This is a genomic window from Pseudoalteromonas sp. APC 3691 (genome assembly GCF_030408135.1).
Classification (GTDB): Bacteria; Pseudomonadota; Gammaproteobacteria; order Enterobacterales; family Alteromonadaceae; genus Pseudoalteromonas.
Map to the genome: position 1 here is coordinate 22,285 of NZ_JASDCB010000001.1, position 24,373 is coordinate 46,657.

General features: G+C 40.2%; 20 protein-coding genes. 17 read left to right on the plus strand and 3 right to left on the minus strand.

Going from position 1 to position 24,373, the window contains the following annotated elements; genetic code table 11:
• The 4 genes from rng to tldD are packed head-to-tail and all read left to right on the plus strand — an operon-like array spanning position 1 to position 7,602.
• Positions 1-1,473: a ribonuclease G gene (gene rng / locus QL998_RS00100; RefSeq protein ID WP_182196160.1), complete on the plus strand. Its 1,473-nt coding sequence runs from the start codon at positions 1-3 to the stop codon at positions 1,471-1,473.
• Positions 1,473-5,330: a YhdP family protein gene (locus tag QL998_RS00105; protein WP_290191872.1), complete on the plus strand. Its 3,858-nt coding sequence runs from the start codon at positions 1,473-1,475 to the stop codon at positions 5,328-5,330. Before rng ends, QL998_RS00105 begins: the two co-directional genes overlap by 1 nt.
• Positions 5,327-6,166: a carbon-nitrogen hydrolase family protein gene (locus QL998_RS00110; protein WP_290191873.1), complete on the plus strand. Its 840-nt coding sequence runs from the start codon at positions 5,327-5,329 to the stop codon at positions 6,164-6,166. The genes QL998_RS00105 and QL998_RS00110 overlap by 4 nt, the downstream gene beginning before the upstream one ends.
• The gene (tldD, locus tag QL998_RS00115; RefSeq protein ID WP_197120445.1) at positions 6,163-7,602 is read left to right on the plus strand and encodes a metalloprotease TldD; all 1,440 of its coding nucleotides are present in this window, start codon (positions 6,163-6,165) and stop codon (positions 7,600-7,602) included. Before QL998_RS00110 ends, tldD begins: the two co-directional genes overlap by 4 nt.
• A gap of 54 nt (positions 7,603-7,656) precedes the next feature.
• Here tldD and QL998_RS00120 read toward each other — a convergent pair whose 3' ends face one another.
• The 3 genes from QL998_RS00120 to gorA all read right to left on the minus strand — a co-directional run bounded on the left by QL998_RS00120 (position 7,657) and on the right by gorA (position 10,850).
• A complete protein-coding gene (locus tag QL998_RS00120) occupies positions 7,657-8,493 on the minus strand; it encodes a mechanosensitive ion channel family protein (protein ID WP_010553762.1) in 837 nt (278 codons plus the stop codon).
• Between the two features lie 109 nt (positions 8,494-8,602).
• Complete coding sequence (locus QL998_RS00125; RefSeq protein ID WP_290191874.1) at positions 8,603-9,235, minus strand: hypothetical protein; 633 nt, start codon at positions 9,233-9,235, stop codon at positions 8,603-8,605.
• Positions 9,236-9,488: 253 nt separating this feature from the next.
• Positions 9,489-10,850: a glutathione-disulfide reductase gene (gorA, locus tag QL998_RS00130; protein WP_024605448.1), complete on the minus strand. Its 1,362-nt coding sequence runs from the start codon at positions 10,848-10,850 to the stop codon at positions 9,489-9,491.
• A 78-nt stretch (positions 10,851-10,928) separates the two neighbouring features.
• Between gorA and QL998_RS00135 the strand changes: the two genes are divergently transcribed.
• From QL998_RS00135 to QL998_RS00195, 13 genes are all read left to right on the plus strand, one after another.
• A complete protein-coding gene (locus QL998_RS00135; RefSeq protein ID WP_290191875.1) occupies positions 10,929-11,603 on the plus strand; it encodes a DUF2461 domain-containing protein in 675 nt (224 codons plus the stop codon).
• 86 nt (positions 11,604-11,689) lie between these two features.
• Entirely contained in the window at positions 11,690-13,729 is a 2,040-nt protein-coding gene (prlC, locus tag QL998_RS00140; protein WP_290191876.1) for an oligopeptidase A, read from the plus strand.
• Positions 13,730-13,868: 139 nt separating this feature from the next.
• Positions 13,869-15,047: a response regulator gene (locus tag QL998_RS00145; protein WP_290191877.1), complete on the plus strand. Its 1,179-nt coding sequence runs from the start codon at positions 13,869-13,871 to the stop codon at positions 15,045-15,047.
• Positions 15,048-15,104: 57 nt separating this feature from the next.
• Complete coding sequence (locus QL998_RS00150) at positions 15,105-15,860, plus strand: class I SAM-dependent methyltransferase (protein WP_024605444.1); 756 nt, start codon at positions 15,105-15,107, stop codon at positions 15,858-15,860.
• 312 nt (positions 15,861-16,172) lie between these two features.
• Entirely contained in the window at positions 16,173-16,898 is a 726-nt protein-coding gene (gene trmJ / locus QL998_RS00155; RefSeq protein WP_290191878.1) for a tRNA (cytosine(32)/uridine(32)-2'-O)-methyltransferase TrmJ, read from the plus strand.
• Between the two features lie 237 nt (positions 16,899-17,135).
• The gene (gene iscR, locus QL998_RS00160) at positions 17,136-17,627 is read left to right on the plus strand and encodes a Fe-S cluster assembly transcriptional regulator IscR (RefSeq protein ID WP_002958424.1); all 492 of its coding nucleotides are present in this window, start codon (positions 17,136-17,138) and stop codon (positions 17,625-17,627) included.
• A 24-nt stretch (positions 17,628-17,651) separates the two neighbouring features.
• Complete coding sequence (locus QL998_RS00165) at positions 17,652-18,869, plus strand: IscS subfamily cysteine desulfurase (protein ID WP_002958425.1); 1,218 nt, start codon at positions 17,652-17,654, stop codon at positions 18,867-18,869.
• 41 nt (positions 18,870-18,910) lie between these two features.
• On the plus strand, positions 18,911-19,294 hold the full coding sequence (iscU, locus tag QL998_RS00170; RefSeq protein WP_002958426.1) for a Fe-S cluster assembly scaffold IscU: 384 nt from the start codon (positions 18,911-18,913) through the stop codon (positions 19,292-19,294).
• A gap of 12 nt (positions 19,295-19,306) precedes the next feature.
• A complete protein-coding gene (gene iscA / locus QL998_RS00175; protein ID WP_290191879.1) occupies positions 19,307-19,630 on the plus strand; it encodes an iron-sulfur cluster assembly protein IscA in 324 nt (107 codons plus the stop codon).
• A gap of 70 nt (positions 19,631-19,700) precedes the next feature.
• Positions 19,701-20,228, plus strand: coding sequence for a co-chaperone HscB (hscB, locus tag QL998_RS00180; RefSeq protein WP_008113925.1), 528 nt, complete (start codon positions 19,701-19,703; stop codon positions 20,226-20,228).
• Positions 20,229-20,269: 41 nt separating this feature from the next.
• Positions 20,270-22,132 carry a Fe-S protein assembly chaperone HscA gene (gene hscA, locus QL998_RS00185; RefSeq protein ID WP_290191880.1) on the plus strand — a complete coding sequence of 621 codons (1,863 nt, stop codon included), beginning with the start codon at positions 20,270-20,272 and terminating at the stop codon, positions 22,130-22,132.
• Between the two features lie 11 nt (positions 22,133-22,143).
• Entirely contained in the window at positions 22,144-22,482 is a 339-nt protein-coding gene (fdx, locus tag QL998_RS00190; RefSeq protein ID WP_008113929.1) for an ISC system 2Fe-2S type ferredoxin, read from the plus strand.
• A 248-nt stretch (positions 22,483-22,730) separates the two neighbouring features.
• On the plus strand, positions 22,731-24,158 hold the full coding sequence (locus QL998_RS00195) for an NAD-dependent succinate-semialdehyde dehydrogenase (protein ID WP_182196173.1): 1,428 nt from the start codon (positions 22,731-22,733) through the stop codon (positions 24,156-24,158).
• Positions 24,159-24,373: the final 215 nt, after the last annotated feature.

The window sequence follows — 24,373 nt, forward strand, 5'->3', positions numbered from 1 at the left end:
ATGAGTACAGAATTACTGATCAATGTCACACCGAGCGAAAGCCGTGTTGCCCTAATAGAAAACGGTGTACTGCAAGAAATACAGCTAGAGCGAATCGGTAATCTAGGTATTGTAGGCAATATTTACTTAGGAAAAATAAGCCGTGTACTTCCGGGTATGCAGGCTGCTTTTGTTGATATCGGCCTTGAAAAAGCTGCATTTTTGCATGCATCCGATATTGTAAATAGTGCCTCTATTGTTGAAGGCGTAGACGACGTACCAATAAAAAAAGTACAAGATATTAGAGAGTTAGTTCGTCAAGGCCAGTACATTATGGTGCAAGTGGTAAAAGATCCGCTAGGCACTAAAGGCGCAAGACTTACCACTGATATTACTATTCCTTCTCGTTATTTAGTGTTTATGCCAGATGCGACCCACGTAGGGGTTAGTCAGCGTATTGAAACTGAAGAAGAGCGCTCGCGCCTTAAAAAAATAGTCGCAGAATATGGCGATGAAAATGGCAGTTTTATTGTTCGCACAGCAGCCGAAGGCGCTAGCGAAGCAGAATTACGACACGATGCCGGTTTTTTAAGAAAACTATGGGAAAAAATTACAGCTCGTCGCAAAAAAACCAGTAAAGCCAGTATTCTACATGAAGACTTAACGCTTGCCTTTAGAACCCTACGTGACTACGTAGGCGAAGATATGGAGCGCATTCGCGTTGACTCTAAACTTACTCATGAAGAGCTAAAGTTATTTACTGAAGAGTTTGTTCCACAGCTTTCTCAAGTGCTTGAATACTACCCAGGCGAGCGGCCTATATTTGACTTGTTTGACGTTGAAAACGAAATTCAAAAAGCACTACACCGTAAAGTTACGCTAAAATCGGGTGGTTATATAATTATTGACCAAACAGAAGCAATGACGACTGTTGATGTTAATACTGGCGCATTTGTAGGGCATCGTAATTTAGAAGAAACCATTTTTAATACCAACGTAGAAGCAACCTCTGCAATTGCCCGCCAGCTCAGGCTGCGTAACTTAGGCGGTATTATCATTATCGACTTTATCGATATGGTAAGTGAAGATCATAAGCGACGGGTGCTTCATTCACTTGAAGCAGCCCTTGCAAAAGATCGCACTAAAACGAATATTAATGGGCTTTCAGCGCTTGGCCTTGTTGAAATGACGCGTAAACGTACACGCGAAAGCTTAGAGCATATTTTATGTGATGTATGCCCTGCATGCTCCGGTCGTGGTTCACAAAAAACAGTTGAAACGGTTTGCTACGAAATACTACGTGAAATAGTGCGTGTTAACCGAGCATACGCAGCAGACAAGTTTATGGTGTATGCAGCGCCGGCTGTAAGTGAGGCCCTACTAAACGATGAGTATCATAACCTTGCTGAGCTTGAACTATTTATTGGTAAGCAAGTCAATATTCAAACCGAGAGCTTATACAGCCAAGAACAGTTTGATGTGGTAATGATGTAATGAAAGCAAAAGCGGTCTGTTTTTTTTGTTTTAGAAAGTTATGGCAGACCTGCGCCATAATTTTGGTATTACTGGCCGTTATTGTTTCAATTTTAAAATATACCCTCCCGTATGCAAACGAGTACAAAGGTGACATAGAAAGCTATTTACACGAAAAGTTTGAAATAAGCTTATCTATTGGCGAAATATCAGCTAGTTGGCAGGGCAGTGGTCCTGCATTAGTGCTAGAAAATTTATCGTTTAAAGATAACGAAACCGCGCCAATATCACTCACCATTGCTAAAACCAGCTTAGAGCTAAACCTATGGGAAAGCTTAAAAGCACTGCAACTTAGATCTAATTATTTTGTTATTAATGGTTTTCATACCAGTGTAAATATCACCAACTTATTTAAAACCGGTGATAACGACGAAGTTTCTTTTGAGCAAAAAGAGCTAATTGAAGAACTGTTTTTGGGTAAAACGGGTCATTTTGCAATAGAAAATTCCAGTATTAACTTTATTTTAGAAGACGGTAAAGAACGTAAATTACTTCTTCAAAACATTGTTTGGCAAAATGAAGATGAGCAGCATCTTGGTAGTGGAAGCTTAGCACTGCCGGGTATTTCGGTCGGAGACTTTGACGCGCGCATTGCACTTACTGGCGATACCCTAGAGCAGGTTGCGGGCGACATTTATGTGCAGGCTAATAAGGTCGATGTATCTAACTGGTTAGCACAATATATAAATACGCAAAAGCAACAACTGCATAGCGATATTAATTTACAAGCATGGCTAAAACTAGATAAAGGCCTTGTAAGTGATGTGAAAATGCAGTGGTTACCAAGCTTTGTACGCTGGCATCGAGAAGAGCAAAGCCACCAAGTTAGTTTGAGTGAAGGTGGATTCCATCTATATCCAGAACAAAATAGCTGGCACTTAAAAAGCACCGGTTTAACATTTAATAGTAACGATAAAGCATGGCCAAGTTTAGAGTTTGAAGCTCAACTAGGGTCGCAAAATAAAGTGTGGCTCCATCAAGTTGATTTTGAATTACTGAGTAACCTAGCAGGGCTAAGTAATTTTAATGCACTTGAACCATTTTTAGAGCGCCAACCTAGTGGGCAAATAGATCAAGCTTATTTAAATTTTTCTAATGCACAGCAATGGCAATTATGGTTTGAGGCTGACAATATTGGTTGGCAAGAATTAAGGTCTGTACCTGCAGCACAAGAACTTAGAGTAAGTGGTTTACTTAATCAAAGTAGTGGTCGAATAAATTTATTTGGTGAAAATGGTACATTGATCACAGGCGAAAGCTTTAGTAACGACATAAATTATAATCAGCTAAATGTAGAGCTAGATTTAGCTAAGCGAGATGATGGCTGGCATATAAGTAGTGACAATATATGGTTTGATAATAATGAAGTTACTCTTGCTGCAGAATTACAAATTAGTCTAACAGATGATCCTCGATTAGATCTTTACGCTGAAGCGTTCGCCCCAGATGCCAACATTGCAGGTCATTACTTCCCATTAAAAGCTATGAGCCCTGAGCTCGTTAGCTATTTAAATGGCGCAATTAAAGGCGGAGAAGTGTCTAAAGCACAAGTCTTATTTGCAGGACCTTTATCTGGTTTTCCATTCACCGATGGCAGCGGTCAGTTTAATGTATTAGCGCAAATAGACAACGCAACCTATGAGTTTGATCCTGATTGGCCTTTGGTCACTAATGCCAATGTACAGCTACATTTTGATAATGAGCGTATGGATATATATAGCCAGCAAGGCAAGTTGGTTAATTTAGATATTGGTAATAGTGTACAGGTGAGCATTGCAGATTTAATGAATGCTGATGAACTTATTGTGCAAATTGATAAAAAAGCAGAGCTGGAAAAGTTACATGACTTTTTTGCAGCGACACCTATTGCCAAACCTCTTGCTGAAATTTTTAAAGTTGTACAGGGCAAAGGCGAAGCCGATGCCAGTATTGAGCTTTTAGTAGGCTCTAAGTTTAAAGGCGGAGCCAGTGTTAGCGGCAAAGTTAATTTAAATGACTTGCCAGTATTTATAGCAACGCCAGGAATTGAGCTTAAAAACTTAACTGGCGAGCTTAATTTTAAAAACGACAACATCACACTTGAAAATGCGACTGCGAAGTGGTTGGGCATGCCGCTAAATATTAATTACAGCAGTAAAAGTGATGCAAAAAATTACCAAGCAAATATAGATATAAACGCCAAAATTGACGCCGATACACTAATAGATAGTGGACAAGGTATATTAAAAAATTATTTAAGTGGGCAAAGCGATGTTGATATTGGTTTGGTACTTAATTTTACCGAACAAGGCTTTAATTACCGTGCACAGGTAAACTCAGAACTACTTGGCTTAACGAGTAACTTACCCGCACCTTATAATAAAAATAGCGAACAAGCGTGGGCGCTTGATGCAGTAGTTCAAGGTGATGATATTTCTAATCTCATTACAGCAAACGCTAATCAACAGTTTTACTTTAATGCTATTTTAGAAAATGGAAAATCACAGTTTAGTAATGTCCATTTTGTGCTCGGAAAACAAGATTTAGGATTAAACCAAAAAGACTTAAGCGTAAATATAAATCTTGAGCAGAGTGAATTAGTGCCTTGGTTTGATCTGATTGATCAAATAATTAAAGCAGGTAAAGCAAACCCAGATAAAAAATCAAAAGGGATTATGCCACCGCTTAATGAGGTGGTCGCAAATATAGGTATGCTTGATGCGAGTAACATCATCTTTAATGATTTTGAAATGCGTTTAGCACCATCAAAAGACGATTTATACCTAAAGCTAAATGCTAAAGAACTTAGAGCTGGGGTGTTTATTCCTACATCACAGCCTAGCCAACCAATACGAATTAATGCTGATTACTTAAGGCTTAATTTTGTACCGGACAATGAGCAAGCACTTGAAATAACAGATGTACTTCCCGAGGAAGACTTGAGCTGGCTTACTAAAATACCTGCCATTGAGTTTGAATGCAGTGACTGCAAAATTGACCGCTACCAACTTGATAAAGTGAGTGCGTCATTATTGGGTGATGGCGAGCGCTTATCAATATCAGAGCTTGTGGTCGATAAAGGCGATCATGTGCTACGCACTAAAGGGCAGTGGCAAAATGGCTTAACAACGCTAAGTGGCGAGCTTAAAAGTGATGACATAGGCGCATTGTTTGGTGAGTTTGATATTACCTCTGCAATTAAGGACTCAAAAGCCGATTTAAATTATGATCTTACTTGGCAAGCAGCACCTTATGATTTTGATGTGAAAACTTTAAGTGGTGAGGTTACTTGGGATTTAGGGGAAGGTCACTTAACTGAAATAAGTGATGGTGGTGCACGCGTATTTTCGTTACTGAGTCTTGATTCATTAGTACGTAAGCTAAAACTTGATTTTAGAGATGTCTTTTCAAAGGGCTTTTTTTATAACAGCATGCAAGGCTCTATGCAGCTAGAAGAAGGTATCGCTTACACTAAAGATACCAAAATGGACGGTGTGCCCGCCGATTTAACTATTAAAGGCTACGCAAATTTAAATACGCTAGATATAGACTATGACCTTGCTGTAGCGCCACAAGTAACCTCGAGCATTCCGGTTATAGTTGCATGGATGGTAAATCCAGTAACAGGGCTTGCTGCCTTAGCAATTGATAAAGTTATTCACTCTGCACGCGTTATCTCAGAGATAAATTTTAAAGTAACGGGTAAAATGAACGATCCTATAGTTCAAGAACTCGACAGAAAAAGTCGTGAAGTTACACTACCGCAAGCTGCGCAAAATCAGCCACAAGCATCAGTCGATTTAAAACTTAAAGATGCTCAAGTAACAGTAATGCAATGAACAAAACAGCAAACATAAGCACACCCACAATAGTTGCCCTACAAATGTGTTCAGGGCTAAGCCCTGATGACAACTTAGCAAGCTTAAAGCGCGTACTTAAAACCCTCCCAACAACAAGGCCATTACTTGTTTGTTTGCCTGAGGCTTTTTTAGTGTTTAGTAAAAGTGGTAACGATACGTTACGTGTTGCTAAGCAAGTTGAGCGATACAAACTACAACTTAGTGAATTGTGCCAACACCATAATATTTGGTTAAATGCAGGAACAATGCCTGAGCCATTTAACGAACATAAATATTATGCAGCATCGCACTTATATAATAATCAGGGCGAGCTGGTTGCAACGTATAACAAAATACATTTATTTGATGTAACCGTAGATGATAAAACAGGTAGCTATCGAGAGTCAGATTTTACCCAAGCAGGTAGCGATGTGGTTGTTGTTGATTCTCCCTTTGGTAAAATAGGCTTAACAGTATGTTATGATCTGCGCTTTAGTGGCTTATTCAACGAACTAGTACGCCAAGGCGCCGATATTATTTTAGTACCCAGTGCATTTACAGTCCCTACAGGGCAAGCACACTGGCAGCCGTTATTAACAGCGCGCGCAATAGAAACACAATGTTATGTGGTTGCAGCGGCTCAACACGGTACACATGAAAATGGCCGACAAACATATGGCCACAGTATTATTATTTCACCTTGGGGAAATATCCTGAGTGAACTGCCAACAGGCACCGGTTTTATAAGCTGCAGCGCAGACTTAGACCAGTTACAAAAAATTAGACGAGATATGCCCGTGCAGTCTCATCAACGATTTAGAGAGCATTTATTATGAATTCGGTTGAACAGCATTTACTACACGACAGCCAGCTAAATAGAGAAGAGCTCGAAAAAACGCTCGCTTATATACATCAGCATAAAGTGGATTACGCCGATTTATATTTTCAATCTAGTCACCACGAATCATGGGTGCTTGAAGACGGCTTAGTTAAAGAAGGCTCTTATAACGTCGAGCGCGGCGTTGGTGTACGTGCTGTAAGCGGCGAAAAAACAGGTTTTTCTTACTCTGATGCAATAAATCTTGAAGCGCTTAATAAAGCGGCTACAGCGGCTCGTAGCATTGCAGATGCTGGTGAAGATAGAGCGATTAAAGTATTTAGTGATGTTAAAGCTAAAGAGCAGTTTGCAGCGCATCAGCCAATCTCGAGTATGAGCGATACCGACAAGGTGAGTTTATTACGCGAACTTGAAAACTATATTCGTGAACTAGCACCAGATGCAGAGCAAGTAATTAGTTCAATGTCAGCGGTATACGAAGAAGTATTAATCGCAGCAAGTGATGGTACGTTTGCCACCGATATTCGCCCGCTTATTCGTTTAAACTGCTCAGTACTGCTTGAAAAAAATGGTCGCCGTGAACGCGGTGGCGCAGGCGGTGGTGCACGTTTAGATTATGGTTACTTTAAAGAGCTTGTTGATGGTAAACCGCGTTGGATGGAATTTGCAGAAGAAGCGGTACGCCAAGCTAAAGTAAATCTTGAGGCTATTGATGCACCTGCAGGCACGATGGAAGTTGTACTTGGTAATGGTTGGCCTGGCGTGCTTTTACACGAAGCGGTAGGGCATGGCCTTGAAGGCGACTTTAATCGTAAAGGCGCGTCTGCGTTTAGTGGTAAAGTGGGCCAAAAAGTAGCATCTGAGCTGTGTACTGTGGTTGATGATGGCACCATGGCCGATCGCCGTGGATCACTCAATGTAGATGATGAAGGCACACCAGCCGCTTACAACGTACTCATCGAAAACGGTATTTTAAAAGGCTATATGCAAGATAAGCTAAACGCGCGTTTAATGGGTGTAAATCCTACCGGTAACGCACGACGTGAGTCGTATGCACATTTACCAATGCCTCGCATGACTAATACTTACATGTTAGGTGGTGAGCACAGCCAAGCCGATATTATAAGCTCAGTTAAAAAAGGGGTATTTGCGCCTAATTTTGGCGGCGGACAAGTTGATATCACGTCAGGTAAGTTCGTATTTAGCGCATCAGAAGCGTATTTAATCGAAAATGGTAAAATTACCCAACCAATTAAAGGCGCAACGCTTATTGGTAATGGCCCAGAAGTAATGCAGCAAATATCTATGGTTGGTAACGACTTAGCACTTGATAAAGGTGTTGGTGTTTGTGGTAAAGATGGTCAAAGCGTACCGGTAGGCGTAGGCCAACCAAGCCTTAAAATTGATCAGTTAACGGTCGGTGGTACAGCTTAAATATTACTCAAGCGCGAAGTAAATTCGCGCTTTTTGTTTTAATGAAGGCGGGGTTTATACTTCTCCTTCATCCTCTTTATTTTTTTCAGCTTCTTTATACCATAACGCAAAAAAGCACTCTGTTAATTTATGCTCTATCTCAAGCGCTTTTTCTGTCGGACAAAACAAGGTGAAGCTTGCTTTAAATTCACCTAAATCGGTTGTACCAAAGTGAATTACTGGTTCTGGACCAGATATTTTTGCATCGAGTTTACGCTCAATCATTGAATTATAACGACTTGCTACTTCTTGAAACTCTTCGCAGTAGAGTTTAGCTTGTTCAGTGAGTGTGTCGTGAATAGGATACGGGTTAAAGCTCTCTCGACGAACAATAATAAAATGATGTGTAACAAAGCGTTTTACAAAGTTTAAGTTTTTAATAGAGCTGGTAATCAGCTTATTATTAGGTATGTATATGGTTTTTCTAGAAAATTGATAAGTATGTATATCAATTTCATGCATGGTTGTTTTTATCCAATCAGTTTCAGCTACTTCACCAAAGTAATCACCTACTTGTATCCAATCACCGACTCTAAACGGGCGAGTTGTTACGAGGTAAAAAAAGCCTATTACACACTGAATAAACTCGCGCGTTGCAAGCACAATCGCCACAGCAAAAGCAGCAATAGAAAGTGCAAAGTTTTGAATTTCAGTAGACCACACAAATAGCAGCGATATCATCATTACAAAATTAATAAAGTGCTTAATATTGTGTGCGATGTAGCGAATATCTTTTTCTTTTTTTTCTGCGCGATTTTTAGCGAGCTTATCAACAAGCACTTTTAGTACAAATGCAATTGTGATCATTACAATTGAAAGAAGAAACGGATGCAGCAATATATCTTTAGTCATAATATCCAATTAAACGCGAGTTGATAAAAACAGACTCAGTATATTGATTTATTAAACCAATTAGCAAACTTAGCGCAAAAAAAAGTAACCAATATAAAATGGAGCGATGCTATTGAGTTGCTTCATCAGTGCAATGTTTGTGATTTTTAGCCATTCTCTTTCGGCATATGAGTACAAGCTCAATGGCTGAAATAAAAATTAGAGTATAGCCAAGTGTTTCTATTCCTTCTTCAACAATGTTTTTCACTACGCGTACATAGGCATCTCCCATTACTGAATGCCAAAATGCACCTTTGCCCATTATTCGCGAAAACGCGAGTAAAGTAACCATGCCTGATAAGCAAATTCCATAACTAGGAGTGAGGCTATAGGCTTTTAAAGCGTTAAAAATATTCCCTCTCTTTGTGATTAAATAAACAAACACGCCAGCTAAAATTGAATAGACGATACTTTGCCAAGCGCCATCAAAAAAGTATAAGTCGAGGTAGGTATCAAACTCTCTTACAAACATCATTGCCGATAACGCAGCAAGTAATACTGCCGGTATTTTGAGTTGAAAGTTAATCCGCGAAGCATAGAAAAACAAAATACAGCTTAAAAAAGTTAAAACATCTTGCATATGTTCAGTAAGAGTTTCTTCACTGTAAAGTGCGTTTTGCTGTAACTCAAACTCTTCAAGTTGAATTAAATAAGCAACACCCGCTAGGAACAGTAAGTAAATAAAAGATCGTAGTAAAAACATAAAAAACCAAGAGTATTATAAATGCGCGAGATTCTAATTGTAAAAGCGCCTTAAAGCCAAAAAAAATATAAACTTTTAGTGTTTTTATTGGTCTAAGGTGCTTGGTGTTAAAAATGATGACTATAAATTTAATTTAATGTTGAATAAAGGTTTTAGATGTAACGTTGGCTGTGAATAATATAACAAGCATTAAAAAGCCCTTACTAATTACTTAGCAAGGGCTTTTTATAATTAAGAACTTAGAGTTTAGCGCCTAGCGCATCGTTACAAATTCTTCCGAGCCAGTCGGGTGAATAGCAACAACGGCATCAAAATCAGCTTTAGTTGCGCCCATTTTCATGGCAACTGCAAAACCTTGAATCATTTCATCAACCGCAAAACCAATCCCATGTAGGCCAACTACTTTTTCGTCTGGGCCGGCACATACAAGTTTCATTTTACAAGGCTGGCGATGTTTAGTTACCGCTGTGTACATAGCCGTAAAACCAGATTGATAAATTTTAACGTTTTCTTCGCCATACTGAGAAATAGCTTCTTGCTCAGTTAAACCAATAGTACCAATCGGTGGATGACTAAATACAACAGTAGGAACTAGGCTGTAATCCATTTTTAAATCATCAGGTAGTTCTTTATTAAATAAACGCTCTGATAAAGTACGCCCTGCTTTAACTGCTACAGGTGTAAGTTCAATACCGTTTTCGATAATATCACCAACAGCATAAACGTTTTTAGCTGTGGTATTTTGAAACTCATCAACTTTTACAAAACCACTGCTGTTTACTTCTACGCCAGCTGCAGCAACGTTAATAGCATTGGTTGTTGGCTCGCGGCCAATAGCCCAAATAACTTGATCAACGTTGTGAGTTTTGCCGTTATCTAAATGAAGCGTTACTGAGCCATCGTCTTCTTTAACTAATTTATGGGGTACAGACTCTGTATGAAGAGTAGGGCCTTCAGCAGCCATAACATCAACAAGCGTATCTACAATGTACGGGTCAAAGTTACGAAGCGGAGAATGCTTACGAACAAATAAATGCGTCTCAGTACCTAAACCATGTAATACACCAGCAAGTTCTACAGCTATATAACCTGCGCCTATTACTGCAACGCGTTTAGGTTGCTCTTTTAATTCAAAAAAGCCATTAGAATCGATACCGTGCTCAGCACCTTCAATATGCGGAATGCTTGGGCGCCCACCTACTGCAATTAATATGTGATCGGCTGTGTAATGCTCGCCGTTTACTTCAACTGTTTTATTATCTACAAATTTAGCAAAGCCTTTAATTACAGTAACGCCATTGCTAGCAAGGCCACTGTCATAACCTTTATGAATTCGGCCTATGTAGGCTTCGCGGCTTTCTACTAACTTGCTCCAATCAAAGCCTTTAACTTCAACATTAAAGCCGTAATCTGGGGCGTATAAATTAATAGCTTCGGCAACCTGAGCACCGTGCCACATTACTTTTTTAGGTACGCAGCCTACGTTTACACACGTGCCGCCCATGTGTTTTGCTTCTATAAGTGCTACTTTAGCGCCACGCATTGCCGCTCTATTTGCAGAGGCAATACCACCACTGCCACCACCGATTGCAATATAATCAAAGTGTTGTGTCATTTTATGTCCTTAGGCGTTGAGTTTTATGCGCATTAGCATAACATTAAGTTTTAAAAATAAAGAGTGTTTAGGTGACCTATGTTTAGTAAAAAAACATTCGAATTTCTTGCTCAGCTTGATCAAAACAATAATAGAGACTGGTTTAACGACCATAAATCACAGTATGAGGAATACGTAAGAGAGCCCGCTTTAGATTTCATTAGGCAAATGCAAGCACCACTTGCTGAGGTTTCTAGCCATTTTGTCGCATCAGATAAAAAAGTGGGCGGTAGTTTAATGAGAATCCATAAGGATGCGCGTTTTAGTAAAGATAAAACCCCATATAAAATTAATGTAGGGATTCAATTTCGCCATTTTATGGGAAAAAACGTACACGCCCCGGGTTTTTATTTTCACTTAGCAAATGACGAATGCTTTATAGGTGCTGGTATTTGGCGACCAGAATCAAAGGCGCTTAACGCAATTAGAACCTGCATAGATGAAAACCCAAATAGCTATAAAAAAGCAATTTATAATGAGCAATTTAAATCTATTTTTGAAATGTCAGGAGAGTCGCTAAAACGCCCACCAAGAGGTTTTGAAAAAGAGCACCCCTTAATAGATGAGCTCAAGCGAAAAGACTTTATAGCCATTAGCCCACTTACTCAAAAACAAATATGCAGTAATAACCTAGTTGATACGGTACTAGAACGTTATAAAGTGGCCGACTCATTAATGGGTTATTTGTGTTTTGCTTTAGAGCAACCCTATTAAAATTAAACAACTTAGAAGCGGCTGAGTTGTTTTTTTACTTTTAGACCCAATTTAAAACGTAATGCATTAACGCAAAGAGAGTATTTATGAGCAACCCACTAATTGGCCTTGAAGGCTTACCACCATTTTCAAAAATAAAGCCTGAGTATGTAGTACCCGCACTAAAAGACGGTATTGAGCTTTGTCGTAAAGCCATTGATGACGTGTTAGCTAAAGGTTCGTACACGTGGGATGACTTAGTATTACCCCTTGAAGAAGCTGACGATAAATTATCGCGCATGTTTTCCCCTGTATCGCATTTAAATTCAGTAATGAATAACGACGAATTACGTGAAGCTTACGAGCAGTGCTTACCGTTAATATCTGAATATTCAACATTTGTAGGTCAGCATCAAGGTTTATACAACGCGTATAATACGCTTTATAACAGCGACGAATTTAAAACGCTGACTACAGCACAGCAAAAAACAATTACTAATGCGCTGCGTGATTTTAAATTATCGGGTATTGCTTTAGCGCCAGAACAACAAAAACGCTACGGCGAAATAAGCGCACGCTTATCTGAGCTTGCCTCAAAATTTGGCAACAATGTAATGGATGCGACTTTAGCGTGGCACAAGCATATTACTGATGAGAGCGACTTAGCTGGCTTGCCAGAATCAGCTCTTGCACTTGCAGCCGATACCGCAAAAAGTAAAGAATTAGATGGCTGGTTATTTACACTCGATTTTCCATCATATTTACCCATAATGGCTTACGCAGATAACCGCGAACTACGCAGGGAAACCTACACTGCGTTTTCTACGCGCGCATCAGATCAAGGCCCTAATGCTGGTGAATTTGATAACTCAGAGATTATGAGTGAGGAGCTTGCGCTTCGCCATGAACTTGCACAGTTACTAGGGTTTAACAGCTATGCTGAAAAGTCACTGGCAACTAAAATGGCCGAAACACCGGCGCAAGTATTCTCGTTTTTAGAAGACCTAGCGGCTAAATCAAAACCACAAGCAGAGCAAGAAGTGGCAGAGTTAAAAGCCTATGCTGAGCAAAAACATGGTATTTCTGAATTACAGGCATGGGATTTTGGTTACTACAGCGAAAAACTTAAGCAAGAAAAATACGCTATTTCAGATGAAGTACTGCGTCCTTACTTCCCTGCAAATAAAGTATTAAGTGGCTTATTCGAAACCGTTAACCGCTTATTTGGTATTAACGTAAAAGAAGTTACTGATTTTGATACTTATCACAAAGATGTACGTTTTTTTGAAATTGTAGATAGCAGCAATACCTTACGTGGACGTTTTTATCTCGATTTATATGCACGCGACCGTAAACGCGGTGGTGCGTGGATGGATGACTGTATGGGTCGTAAAGTACGTGCTAACGGCGAACTACAAACTCCAGTGACTTATTTAGTGTGTAATTTTAATAAAGCGGTTGGCGATAAACCTGCATTGTTTACTCATGACGAAGTGACAACCTTATTCCACGAGTTTGGTCATGGTATTCACCACATGCTTACACAAGTTGATGCTGCCCCTGTTGCGGGTATTAATGGCGTGGCGTGGGATGCGGTAGAGCTTCCTAGTCAGTTTTTAGAAAACTGGTGTTATGAAGAAGAAGCCCTGAGCTTTATTTCAGGTCATTATGAAACGGGTGAGCCGTTACCTAAAGAGTTACTTGATAAGTTACTTGCTGCTAAAAACTATAACTCAGGCGTACAAATGCTACGTCAAATTGAGTTTTCGTTATTCGACTTTAAAATCCATAACGATTACAAAGTGGGTGAGCAATGCCAAATTCAAGCAGTACTAAACGATGTACGTAGCCGTACATCAATCGTTAAACCGCCTGAGTTTAACCGTTTTCAAAATGGTTTTAGTCATATTTTTGCCGGCGGTTATAGTGCAGGTTATTACTCGTATAAATGGGCTGAAGTACTTTCTGCTGATGCATTTTCTAAATTTGAAGAAGAAGGTATTTTTAACGCTAAAACAGGGCAAGCCTTTATGCAAAACATTTTAGAAAAAGGCGGTAGCGAAGAGCCAATGGAATTATTTAAAAAGTTTCGTGGTCGTGAGCCAAATGTCGACGCGTTACTACGTCATAGCGGTATTGCTGTTTAAAAATTAATATTTAGCACAAACCAAATTAAAGCGCCTTAATGGCGCTTTTTTATTATTTTAAAATTATTATCTAATAATTTTTAGTAATTTCATCCTACCGTACTATGCTTTTAGCACACCTAATAAAATGGACTAAGGCATGGCAAAGTTGGTATTGGCAATTGATGACGACAAGTATGTTCATCATATAATTGAAGAGTCTTTAGCAGAGTTTTGTAAAATAATTCATGCAAAAGATGGCGATGAAGGATTAAGGCTAACCAATAAATACAACCCAGATATTATTTTACTCGATATTGAAATGCCAGGTATGTCAGGTTATGACGTATGTAAAACAATAAAGCAAAGTCAAAATACTCAAGATATTCCCGTTATGTTTCTCTCATCTAAAATAGAGCTAAGCGATCGGGTAAAAGGTTACAGCGTCGGCGCATCCGATTACATTACAAAACCTTTTAACGCAGAAGAGTTAATAGCGCGAATAAAGGTACTTTACGAATATAGGCAAAAATGCGCAAAACTTAAATTGGATATAGTAAAAGCGAATAAAACAGCTGAAATAGCAATGACAGAGTCGGGCGATATGGGGCGTATAATGCGCTACGTTGGACAAAGTTATCACGCTAATAACTTTCAATCGTTAAGCGAACACTTTTTTACTTTTTTTGCACCTTTAAATTTAGATGTTGTGGTTGTGTTTTGGTATCAAAGCAAAGGTATTTTTTACAGCCAGCAAAGTGGTGTTTGCCCGCTAGAGCAAGAACTGCTAGAGCAACATCGACATGCTCAACGATTTGTTGATATTGGTAGCAGTACTATTATTAATTATCCCAAAGTATCCCTTTTGATAAAAAATATGCCTGTTGATAACGATGCTTTGTACGGGCGCTACAAAGATCTTTTCCCGCATATATTAGAAGTGACCAACGAGAAGGTTGTTACCATGGAAAGAAGCGAAAGCAGTTATGAGCAGGCAGCTCAAATAAGTACAGCCCTTCAAGACATTGTTAAGCAGTTAACTACTCAAAATGTAGAGCAAAACAAAAGTACTAAAATATTTATAGAGCAGCTACATGAGCTTGACTGCGCCATTAAGCTACAACAAACACAAGCAAATCCTGCGGATCTCACCTTATATATATCTCAATTAGATCAAACGATGCAGTTATTTGTATCGGCTAATAGTGATTTAGCCTTTATCAAATATCAGCTTAAACAGGTTGCCGAAAGCCGCAATGAACTTATATCTAATTTACGCACTAAAGCGGAAGCCGCAAAGGTTAATACTAATCATCATAGCGATATAGAGCTATTTTAGTGCTTTAAAGTAAAGCGGTTGATATACTACAGGCGTATTTTATCGTCGGAGTTTATTGTGGTTATTCAGTGTGCTTTTAAAGAGTTACGTCCTTATTTAAATGAATTAGAAACACGCTTTGGTTTAGCCCAATGGGCGCAAAATTGCAGTGGCTTTAGCTTACATTACGACGATAAAGGGTTAAGCCTATTTAAAACCGACGAGCCCAAACTAGGTGCAATTAACGTTGACTTTGTAACCGGTGCCGCCGCCCATAGGCGTAAGTTTGGCGGTGGTAAAGGGCAAGCAATTGCCAAAGCGGTTGGCTTAAATAAAGGTGCAACGCCTGTTGTACTTGATGCTACCGCAGGCCTTGGGCGAGATGGCTTCGTACTTGCCTCGCTAGGGTGCAAAGTTATATTACATGAACGTCACCCGGTTGTAGCTGCACTTTTATACGATGGTTTAAAGCGAGCCTATAGCGATATTGAAATTGGTTTGTGGATGAAAGAAAATATGAGCCTAATATTTGGTTCAAGCCATACCCTACTATCGCAGTGTGAAAGCATGCCCGATGTGGTTTATTTAGATCCTATGTTCCCGCATCGCGAAAAATCAGCATTAGTTAAAAAAGAAATGCGCGTATTTCAAGAGCTAGTTGGTGCAGACAACGACGCTGACGACCTACTTGATTTTGCCTACCCACTCGCCAGTAAGCGTGTAGTAGTAAAGCGCCCCGATTACGCCCCATTTTTAAATGACAAAACCCCAAGTATGCAGATCAAAACCAAAAAGAACCGTTTTGATGTCTATGTAAAGGCGGCAATGGTTTAAACATCAAAAAAAATTGGTGTTATACCCCTAGATCTTGTCGCTGCAACCATAGTTTCATAATACAACCATACTATGACATAATTAAACCATACCGTGCTTGCAGCGACAGATCTTATGTCGCTGAAACCATAGTTTGCTTGCAGCGACAGATCTTATGTCGCTGAAACCATAGTTTGCTTGCAGCGACACTTATCGATGAAAGAATTGTTATATTGGGCTAGATCTTAGGATCTAGCCTTTTGAATCTAGGATCTTATTGCACTTTCATGTTAGAATTTGCGCAATTTTTTGGCATAGCAAAGTAGCACAGTAATGATCTTAGATGATATTCGCATTGTTTTAGTTAACACGTCACATACGGGCAATATTGGTTCGGCGGCTCGCGCCATGAAAACCATGGGTTTATCAAAACTTTATTTAGTTGATCCTGCTTGCGAAATAGACAGCCAAGCAAGTGCATTAGCTGCAGGCGCAACTGATGTTTTAGGCAATGCAGTTATTGTAGGTACCGTTGAAGAAGCTATCGCTGACTGCACATTAACGATTGGCACAAGTGCGCGTTCTCGTACGCTTTCGTGGCCAATGGTTGAACCACGTGAATGTGGTGAAAAACTCGTTGCTGAAGCGGTAAATGGCCCTGTAGCGCTAGTATTTGGTCGTGAAAACAGCGGCTTAACTAACGAAGAATTACAGCTTTGTAATTACCATGTATGTATTCCTGCTAATCCAGAATACAGCTCGCTTAATTTAGCAATGGCCGTACAAACACTTAGCTACGAAACGCGTATGGCATTTTTAAATCAACAACCTAAAAAGGTTGAAGAAGACGATGCTGTTTACCCAAGCTCAAAGCAAACAGAGCTGTTTTATGATCACCTTGAAGATACACTTTTCAAAACAGGTTTTATCATCAAACAACACCCTGGTTTAGTTATGACTAAATTACGCCGTTTGTTTAACCGAGCTCACCCTGAAGATGCCGAAATGAATATTTTACGCGGTATTCTCACCTCAATTAATAAGGCTATCCCTAAGTAACTTAGGTATAGCTATTAGTTATAAAAACCAATAGGTAAATAACTAGCTAATACTTGACTAAAATACTCAGGTAATTACAATGGCTGTAATACTTGACCAAAGAGGTCAAGTATTGAAAGTTTGTTAACTCTACAATTTAAAAAGTAAGAGTTTATAAATCAAATTTTTATCAAGTGATAATACTTGACTAATTTACTCTGGTAATTAAAATTTGCACTCTTTTGTGCAGGGGGCGTTATGAAGTTAACATCAAAAGGCAGATATGCCGTTACAGCTATGCTGGATGTTGCACTACACACAGGTGTAGGTCCTGTAGCCCTTGCTGATATTTCACAAAGACAAGAAATTTCTTTGTCTTACCTTGAACAATTATTTGCTCGTTTACGTAAAAATGGCCTAGTAAGTTCTGTTCGTGGACCTGGTGGTGGTTATTTACTAGGGCGTGAAGCGGGCGTTATCTCTGTTGGCGATATTATTAGCGCCGTAGACGAATCGGTCGATGCAACACGTTGCCAAGGTGCCGATACCGGCTGTCAGAGTGGTATGCGTTGTTTAACACATAATTTGTGGTCAGACTTAAGCGCACGCATAGAAGAGTTTTTGAATAATATTACCCTTGCTGAATTGGTGGAAAAATCAGATGTGAAAGAAATAGCATCGCGCCAAGATAACAGTATCAATAATGCAATTAAGCAGTTGGAAAACATTCAAGTAAGCTGTCAACTTTAAGGTTGACCTGCAGCGGAGAGAGAAATGAAGTTACCGATTTATTTAGATTACGCAGCGACCACGCCTGTTGATGAACGTGTTGCTAAAGAAATGATGCAGTGCCTGACAATGGACGGTAAGTTTGGTAATCCTGCGTCACGCTCACATCGTTTTGGTTGGCAAGCAGAAGAAGCTGTTGACCAAGCGCGTACAGATATTGCTGATTTAATTAATGCAGACCCACGTGAAATTGTTTTCACATCGGGTGCAACAGAATCAAATAACCTTGCTATTAAAGGTGCAGCACAGTTTTACAAGAAAAAAGGTAAGCACGTTATTACCGCTAAAACTGAGCATAAAGCTGTAATCGACACATGTCGTGAGCTTGAGCGCCAAGGTTTTGAAGTAACTTACATGGACGTTGAAGAAAACGGCCTACTTGATTTACAAAAACTTGCCGACACAATGCGTGACGACACAGTACTTGTAAGCATCATGCACGTTAATAACGAGCTAGGTGTGATTCAAGATATCGCGACTATTGGCGAAATGTGTCGCGAACGTAAAATTATGTTCCACGTAGATGCAGCGCAAAGCGCGGGCAAAGTATTAATCGACGTGCAACAGCTTAAAGTTGATTTTATGTCGTTCTCTGCACATAAAGTGTATGGCCCTAAAGGTGTTGGTGCACTTTACGTTCGTCGTAAACCACGTGCTCGCCTTGAAGCGCAAATGCACGGTGGCGGACATGAACGCGGTATGCGCTCTGGTACACTAGCAACTCACCAATTAGTGGGTATGGGTACTGCGTTTAAAATTGCTAAGCAAGATTTCGAAAAAGATCACGCACACATCAGCGCCTTACGTAATCGTTTAATCGACGGCATTATGGCTGATATGGACGAAGTATACTTTAACGGCACACAAGACCAATCAGTACCGGGTATTGTAAACATCAGCTTTAACTTTGTTGAAGGTGAGTCGTTACTTATGGCAGTAAAAGACATTGCAGTATCGTCAGGTTCAGCCTGTACATCTGCAAGCTTAGAGCCTTCTTATGTATTACGTGCACTTGGCCGTAACGACGAATTAGCACATAGCTCAATTCGTTTTAGTATTGGTCGCTTTACTACCGAAGAAGAGATTGATTACACCGTCGAATTAATGAAAAACTCTATCGGTCGCCTACGTGAGATGTCTCCACTTTGGGAGATGCATCAAGAAGGTATTGATTTAGATTCAGTTGAATGGGCTCACCACTAATAGTGTGAGCACATACCCTAGCAGGTAATGAGGATAGAATAATGGCTTATAGTGATAAAGTAATCGACCACGTAGAAAACCCACGTAACGTAGGTACTCTAGATAAGAACGATCCGTCAGTGGCAACGGGTATGGTAGGCGCACCAGCATGTGGTGACGTAATGAAACTGCAAATTAAAGTATCTGCCACTGGCGTTATTGAAGATGCAAAATTCAAAACCTACGGTTGTGGTAGCGCAATAGCTTCATCTTCACTTGTAACAGAGTGGGTTAAAGGCAAAACGCTAGACGAAGCAGCGACAATTAAAAACACTGATATCAGTGCAGAGCTTGAGTTGCCACCAGTGAAAATTCACTGTTCAATTTTAGCCGAAGACGCAATTCAAGCAGCAATTGCAGACTACAAAAGCAAACAAGCGAAGTAAGAAGAGAAACTCATGGCAGTGACATTGACAGATGCGGCAGCAAACCGCGTACAATCATTTTTAGCAAACCGTGGTAAAGGCATTGGCCTGCGAGTTGGCATTAAAACGACGGGCTGTTCAGGTCTTGCTTATGTTCTAGAGTTTGTTGATGAGCTAAACGATGACGATGAAACATTTGTGGCCAAAGGCGTTACCTTAATTGTTGACGCTAAAAGCTTAGTTTATATCGACGGCACCGAGCTCGACTACACTAAAGAAGGTTTAAATGAAGGGTTTAAATTTAATAACCCTAACCAAGCCGATGAGTGTGGCTGTGGCGAAAGCTTTACCGTTTAAGCTCAAACTTGTTTTAAGATATAAATAAGCCCTGCCAGTTAATGTAGGGCTTTGTCATTTGTGAGAAGTTATGCGTTATTTTGAGTTATTTGCAATACCGGTTGACTACAATATTGACTTAGCAATGATCAACAAGCACTACTTAGAACTTCAACGTGCTGTACACCCTGATCGTCATGCTAATGCCAGTAGTCGTGATAAATTAATGGCCGTACAAAGTACCGCTGAAATTAACGACGCATTACAAACACTTAAGCATCCGGTTAAACGTGCTGAATATATGTTGAGTGAGCTGGGCGTTGATATTCGCGCTGAGCAGCAAACACTGCAAGATCCCATGTTCTTGATGCAACAAATGGAACTGCGCGAAGAGCTTGAAGAACTTCCCTCTGCAAGTGATCCAGATATCGCTATTGCTAATTTTGAGTCGCAAATAAAGCAATTAAAAGCCCAGTATAGCAACGAATTGGCTGAGCAACTTGCAAGCAACGATGAGCAACAATATCAACACGCTGCTGACAACATTCGCAAATTAAAATTTGTATATAAGTTACAAGACGAACTTGAACGCATTGAAGACAGTTTATTTGACGATTAATTACTTGCTGCAAAGCGAGCAACACGAGTTTAAAGAGCATTATGGCATTATTGCAAATTGCTGAGCCGGGGCAGAGCGCGGCACCACATGAACACAAATTAGCCATTGGAATTGATTTAGGCACTACAAATTCATTGGTTGCAACCGTACAAAGCGGCGAAGCTCGTACTATTACTGATGAGTCAGGCGAAGCGATGTTACCCTCAGTGGTTCGTTATCAAGCTGGCGGCATTACCGTGGGTAATGATGCAATGCAAGCAGCTACACTCGATCCGGTTAATACGCTTATTTCAGTGAAGCGCTTTTTAGGTAAAACCCAAGCCGAAATAGAGCAAAGCTATGGCCAACTGCCTTATCAGTTTTGCGATGATGGTGGTGCATTGGCTATCGAAACGGCTGCGGGAAAAATCAGTCCAGTAAAAGCATCAAGTCATATTTTAGGTGCCTTAAAAGCACGTGCAGAACAAAGCTTTGGTAATCAAGATATTTTAGGCGCGGTTATCACCGTACCAGCCTATTTCGATGATGCACAACGCCAAAGCACTAAAGATGCGGCTGAACTTGCCGGTATTAATGTACTGCGCTTACTAAACGAGCCTACTGCCGCTGCCGTTGCTTACGGTTTAGATTCAGGGCAAGAAGGTATTATCGCCGTTTATGATTTAGGGGGCGGTACTTTTGATATCTCTATTCTGCGTCTTAATAAAGGCGTGTTTGAAGTGCTAGCCACCGGTGGCGATTCTAGCCTCGGCGGCGACGACTTTGACTCATTATTAGTTGATTACCTAAAACAAGAAACCGGCGTGACAAGCTTATCTCCTTCGGTATTACGCTTATTCATTAATAAAGCCAAAGCCTGTAAAGAAGCACTCAGCCAATACGAAAAAGTGAATGTTGGCCTTGAGTTTGACGATGAAAAATACATGGTTGAAGTAACGCGAGAAAAATTTAATGAGCTGGCTATGCCACTGGTTAAAAAAACGCTCCGCTCATGTCGTCGTGCAGTAAAAGATGCCGGTATTGAAAACCAAGAAGTACTACAAGTTGTGATGGTTGGCGGTTCAACCCGTATGCCATTGGTACGTACCCAAGTTGGCGAGTTTTTTGACAAACAGCCACTCACTTCAATTGACCCTGATCGTGTTGTTGCTCTGGGTGCCGCATTACAAGCAGACGTATTAATTGGTAACAAGCCAGATTCAGACATGTTACTGCTGGATGTGTTACCGTTGTCGCTAGGCCTTGAGACTATGGGTGGCTTGGTAGAAAAAATCATTCCACGCAATACCACGATTCCGGTTGCGCGTGCGCAAGAATTTACTACGTTTAAAGATGGTCAAACGGCTATGTCGTTGCATGTTTTACAAGGTGAACGTGAACTGGTTGACGATTGTCGATCGCTGGCAAAGTTCAGCTTAAAAGGTATTCCTCCTATGGCGGCGGGGGCGGCGCATATTCGCGTTACCTTTAAAGTAGACGCTGATGGTTTACTAAGCGTATCAGCCATGGAAAAATCAACCGGCGTTCAAGCAGAAATACAAGTAAAACCGTCGTTTGGTTTGTCTGACGACCAAGTTGCTAATATGCTTAAAGAGTCGATGAGTAACGCTAAAGGCGATATGCAAGCGCGTATGCTTAAAGAGCAACAAGTTGAAGCGCTTCGTGTAATAGAAGCCATGGAAGCCTCATTAGCTGCTGATGGCGATTTACTTGAGCCTGAGCAACTAGCGGCGCTAAAAGTGGAAATAAACGAACTTGCAAAAGTACGCGAGCGTGCACAAGAGCCAAGCGAAATTAAAGCAGCCATTGAAAAAATGGACAATGCGAGTAGTGATTTTGCCGCGCGTAGAATGGATGCATCAATTAAAAAAGCCTTAACAGGCCAGTCAGTAGACAATATATAAGAGAGATTAGAATGCCACAAATTGTTTTTCTTCCCCATCCGGAGTTGTGTCCTGACGGTGCTGCAATAGAAGCGCCAGCTGGCGAAACGGTACTTGATATCGCGCTTAAAAATGGCATTAGCATTCCTCATGCCTGTGAAAAATCATGTGCATGTACAACGTGTCATTTAGTGATCCGTGAAGGTTTTGACTCATTAGATGAAAGTGACGACCTAGAAGATGACATGCTAGATAAAGCTTGGGGTTTAGAGCCTGAGTCACGTTTAGGTTGCCAAGCAATCATTAGAGATGAAGACCTAGTGGTTGAAATACCTAAGTACAATCTCAATATCGTTAATGAAGAGCACTAGTTTTTAACGATGTATATATTAAAAGCCGCTGTTTGATACAGCGGCTTTTTTGTTTCAAGAAAGCATTTATAAATACGTAGCAGCGACTTTATGTCGCGTTTTTAAATATCAAACGTTTTAAGTTAAATTTTTCTAATCTCAAACTTGAACATCAAAATGATCACGTATTTTTTAGATTATATAAACGCGGGTTAAACCCGCTGCTACGAGTTCAACCCAATCCCTAAAATCTATTTCGGAGGTTTATTTTGAGTAATCTTATTTTCTCAGACTCATTTATTAACGGCGAATTTTATAAAACTGATACGCGCTTTAGCGTTAACGATCCCGCTACCGAAAAAAGTATTGTTGAAGTAAGTGATATTGACGAGCAGGGTGTAAATAGCGCAATAACCGCAGCTCAAGGGGCTTTTGTTAAGTTAAAAACGACAAATGCCACTGAGCGAAGCGAAACCTTGATGCGCTGGTATGAGCTAGTAATAAAGCACAAGCAAACACTTGCAGAGCTGATGACTAAAGAGCAAGGCAAACCACTCAAAGAATCCCTTGGTGAGATTGATTACGGTGCAGGTTTTATCAAATGGTTTGCAGAAGAAGCCAAACGTAGTTACGGAGATGTAATTCCGCCAACAGATGACTCGCATCGTTTAACTAGCTTTAAGCAGCCTGTAGGTGTTGTAGCTGGTATAACGCCGTGGAACTTCCCTATTGCTATGGTTACTCGTAAAGTAGCGCCAGCTTACGCTGCGGGCTGTAGCTTTATATTAAAACCTTCTGAGCACACACCACTTTGTGCTATCGCACTTGCTTACTTAGCTGATCAAGCTGGTTTTGTTAAAGGTGCATTTAATGTACTGGTTTCTCAAGATGCCAAAACAGTAGGCAAAATGCTGACTGATTCAGAAGTTGTGCGTAAGTTTACATTTACCGGTTCTACCGGTGTAGGTAAGCAGTTGCTATCGCAATGTGCAGACACAATTAAACGCACCTCGATGGAGCTTGGCGGTAATGCACCTTTTATTATTTTTGATAATGCTGACTTAGATGAAGCTGTTGAAGGGCTAATGGCGGCTAAATTTAGAAACAGTGGGCAGGCATGTGTTGCTGCAAACCGTATTTTTATACAGCGTAATATTCTCGACAAAGTACTGTCAAAAATCACGCCTAAGGTTGCAGCGTTAAAAGTGGCAAATGGTTTTGAAGACGATGTTGATATTGGTCCACTCATTTACCCTAAAGCCAAAGAGAAAGTACAGAAGTTAGTACAAGACGCACTCGATAAAGGCGCGACGCTGGTTGGCGATAATAGCGACTTAGGTGGCAGCTTTCAAAATCCATTAATAGTAAACAATGTCACCACAGAAATGGATATTTACCACGAAGAGGTATTTGGTCCAGTATTGACGGTTATTCCTTTTGATGAAGAAAGTGAAGTGCTTGCACTTGCTAACGATGTACCATTTGGTCTAGCAGCCTACTTTTACAGCCAAAATATTAAGCAAATTTACCGAGTTAGTGAAGGGCTTGAATTTGGTATGGTCGGCGTAAATGAAGGTGTTATATCAAACCCAGTAGCGCCATTTGGTGGTGTTAAGCAATCTGGTTTAGGCCGAGAAGGCGGTCATCAAGGGCTTGATGAGTACTTAGAAGAAAAGTACGTGTGTATTAAAATATAACGCCCGTTAAGTTTATGAGCGCGAATTTACTTCGCGCTTTTTTTATGACGTTAATATGGCAGATATATGAACTTTATCTTTTACTGTTGCTACACAAAGCACTAAATGCTACCTTTGGGCACATATTTTTTGTTAATAAAACAATACAAAAAAAAATAAAAAGTAAAAGTATTTCTATAAGTAGAAATAACCCCGTGTGTAAATGCCACCGTCAG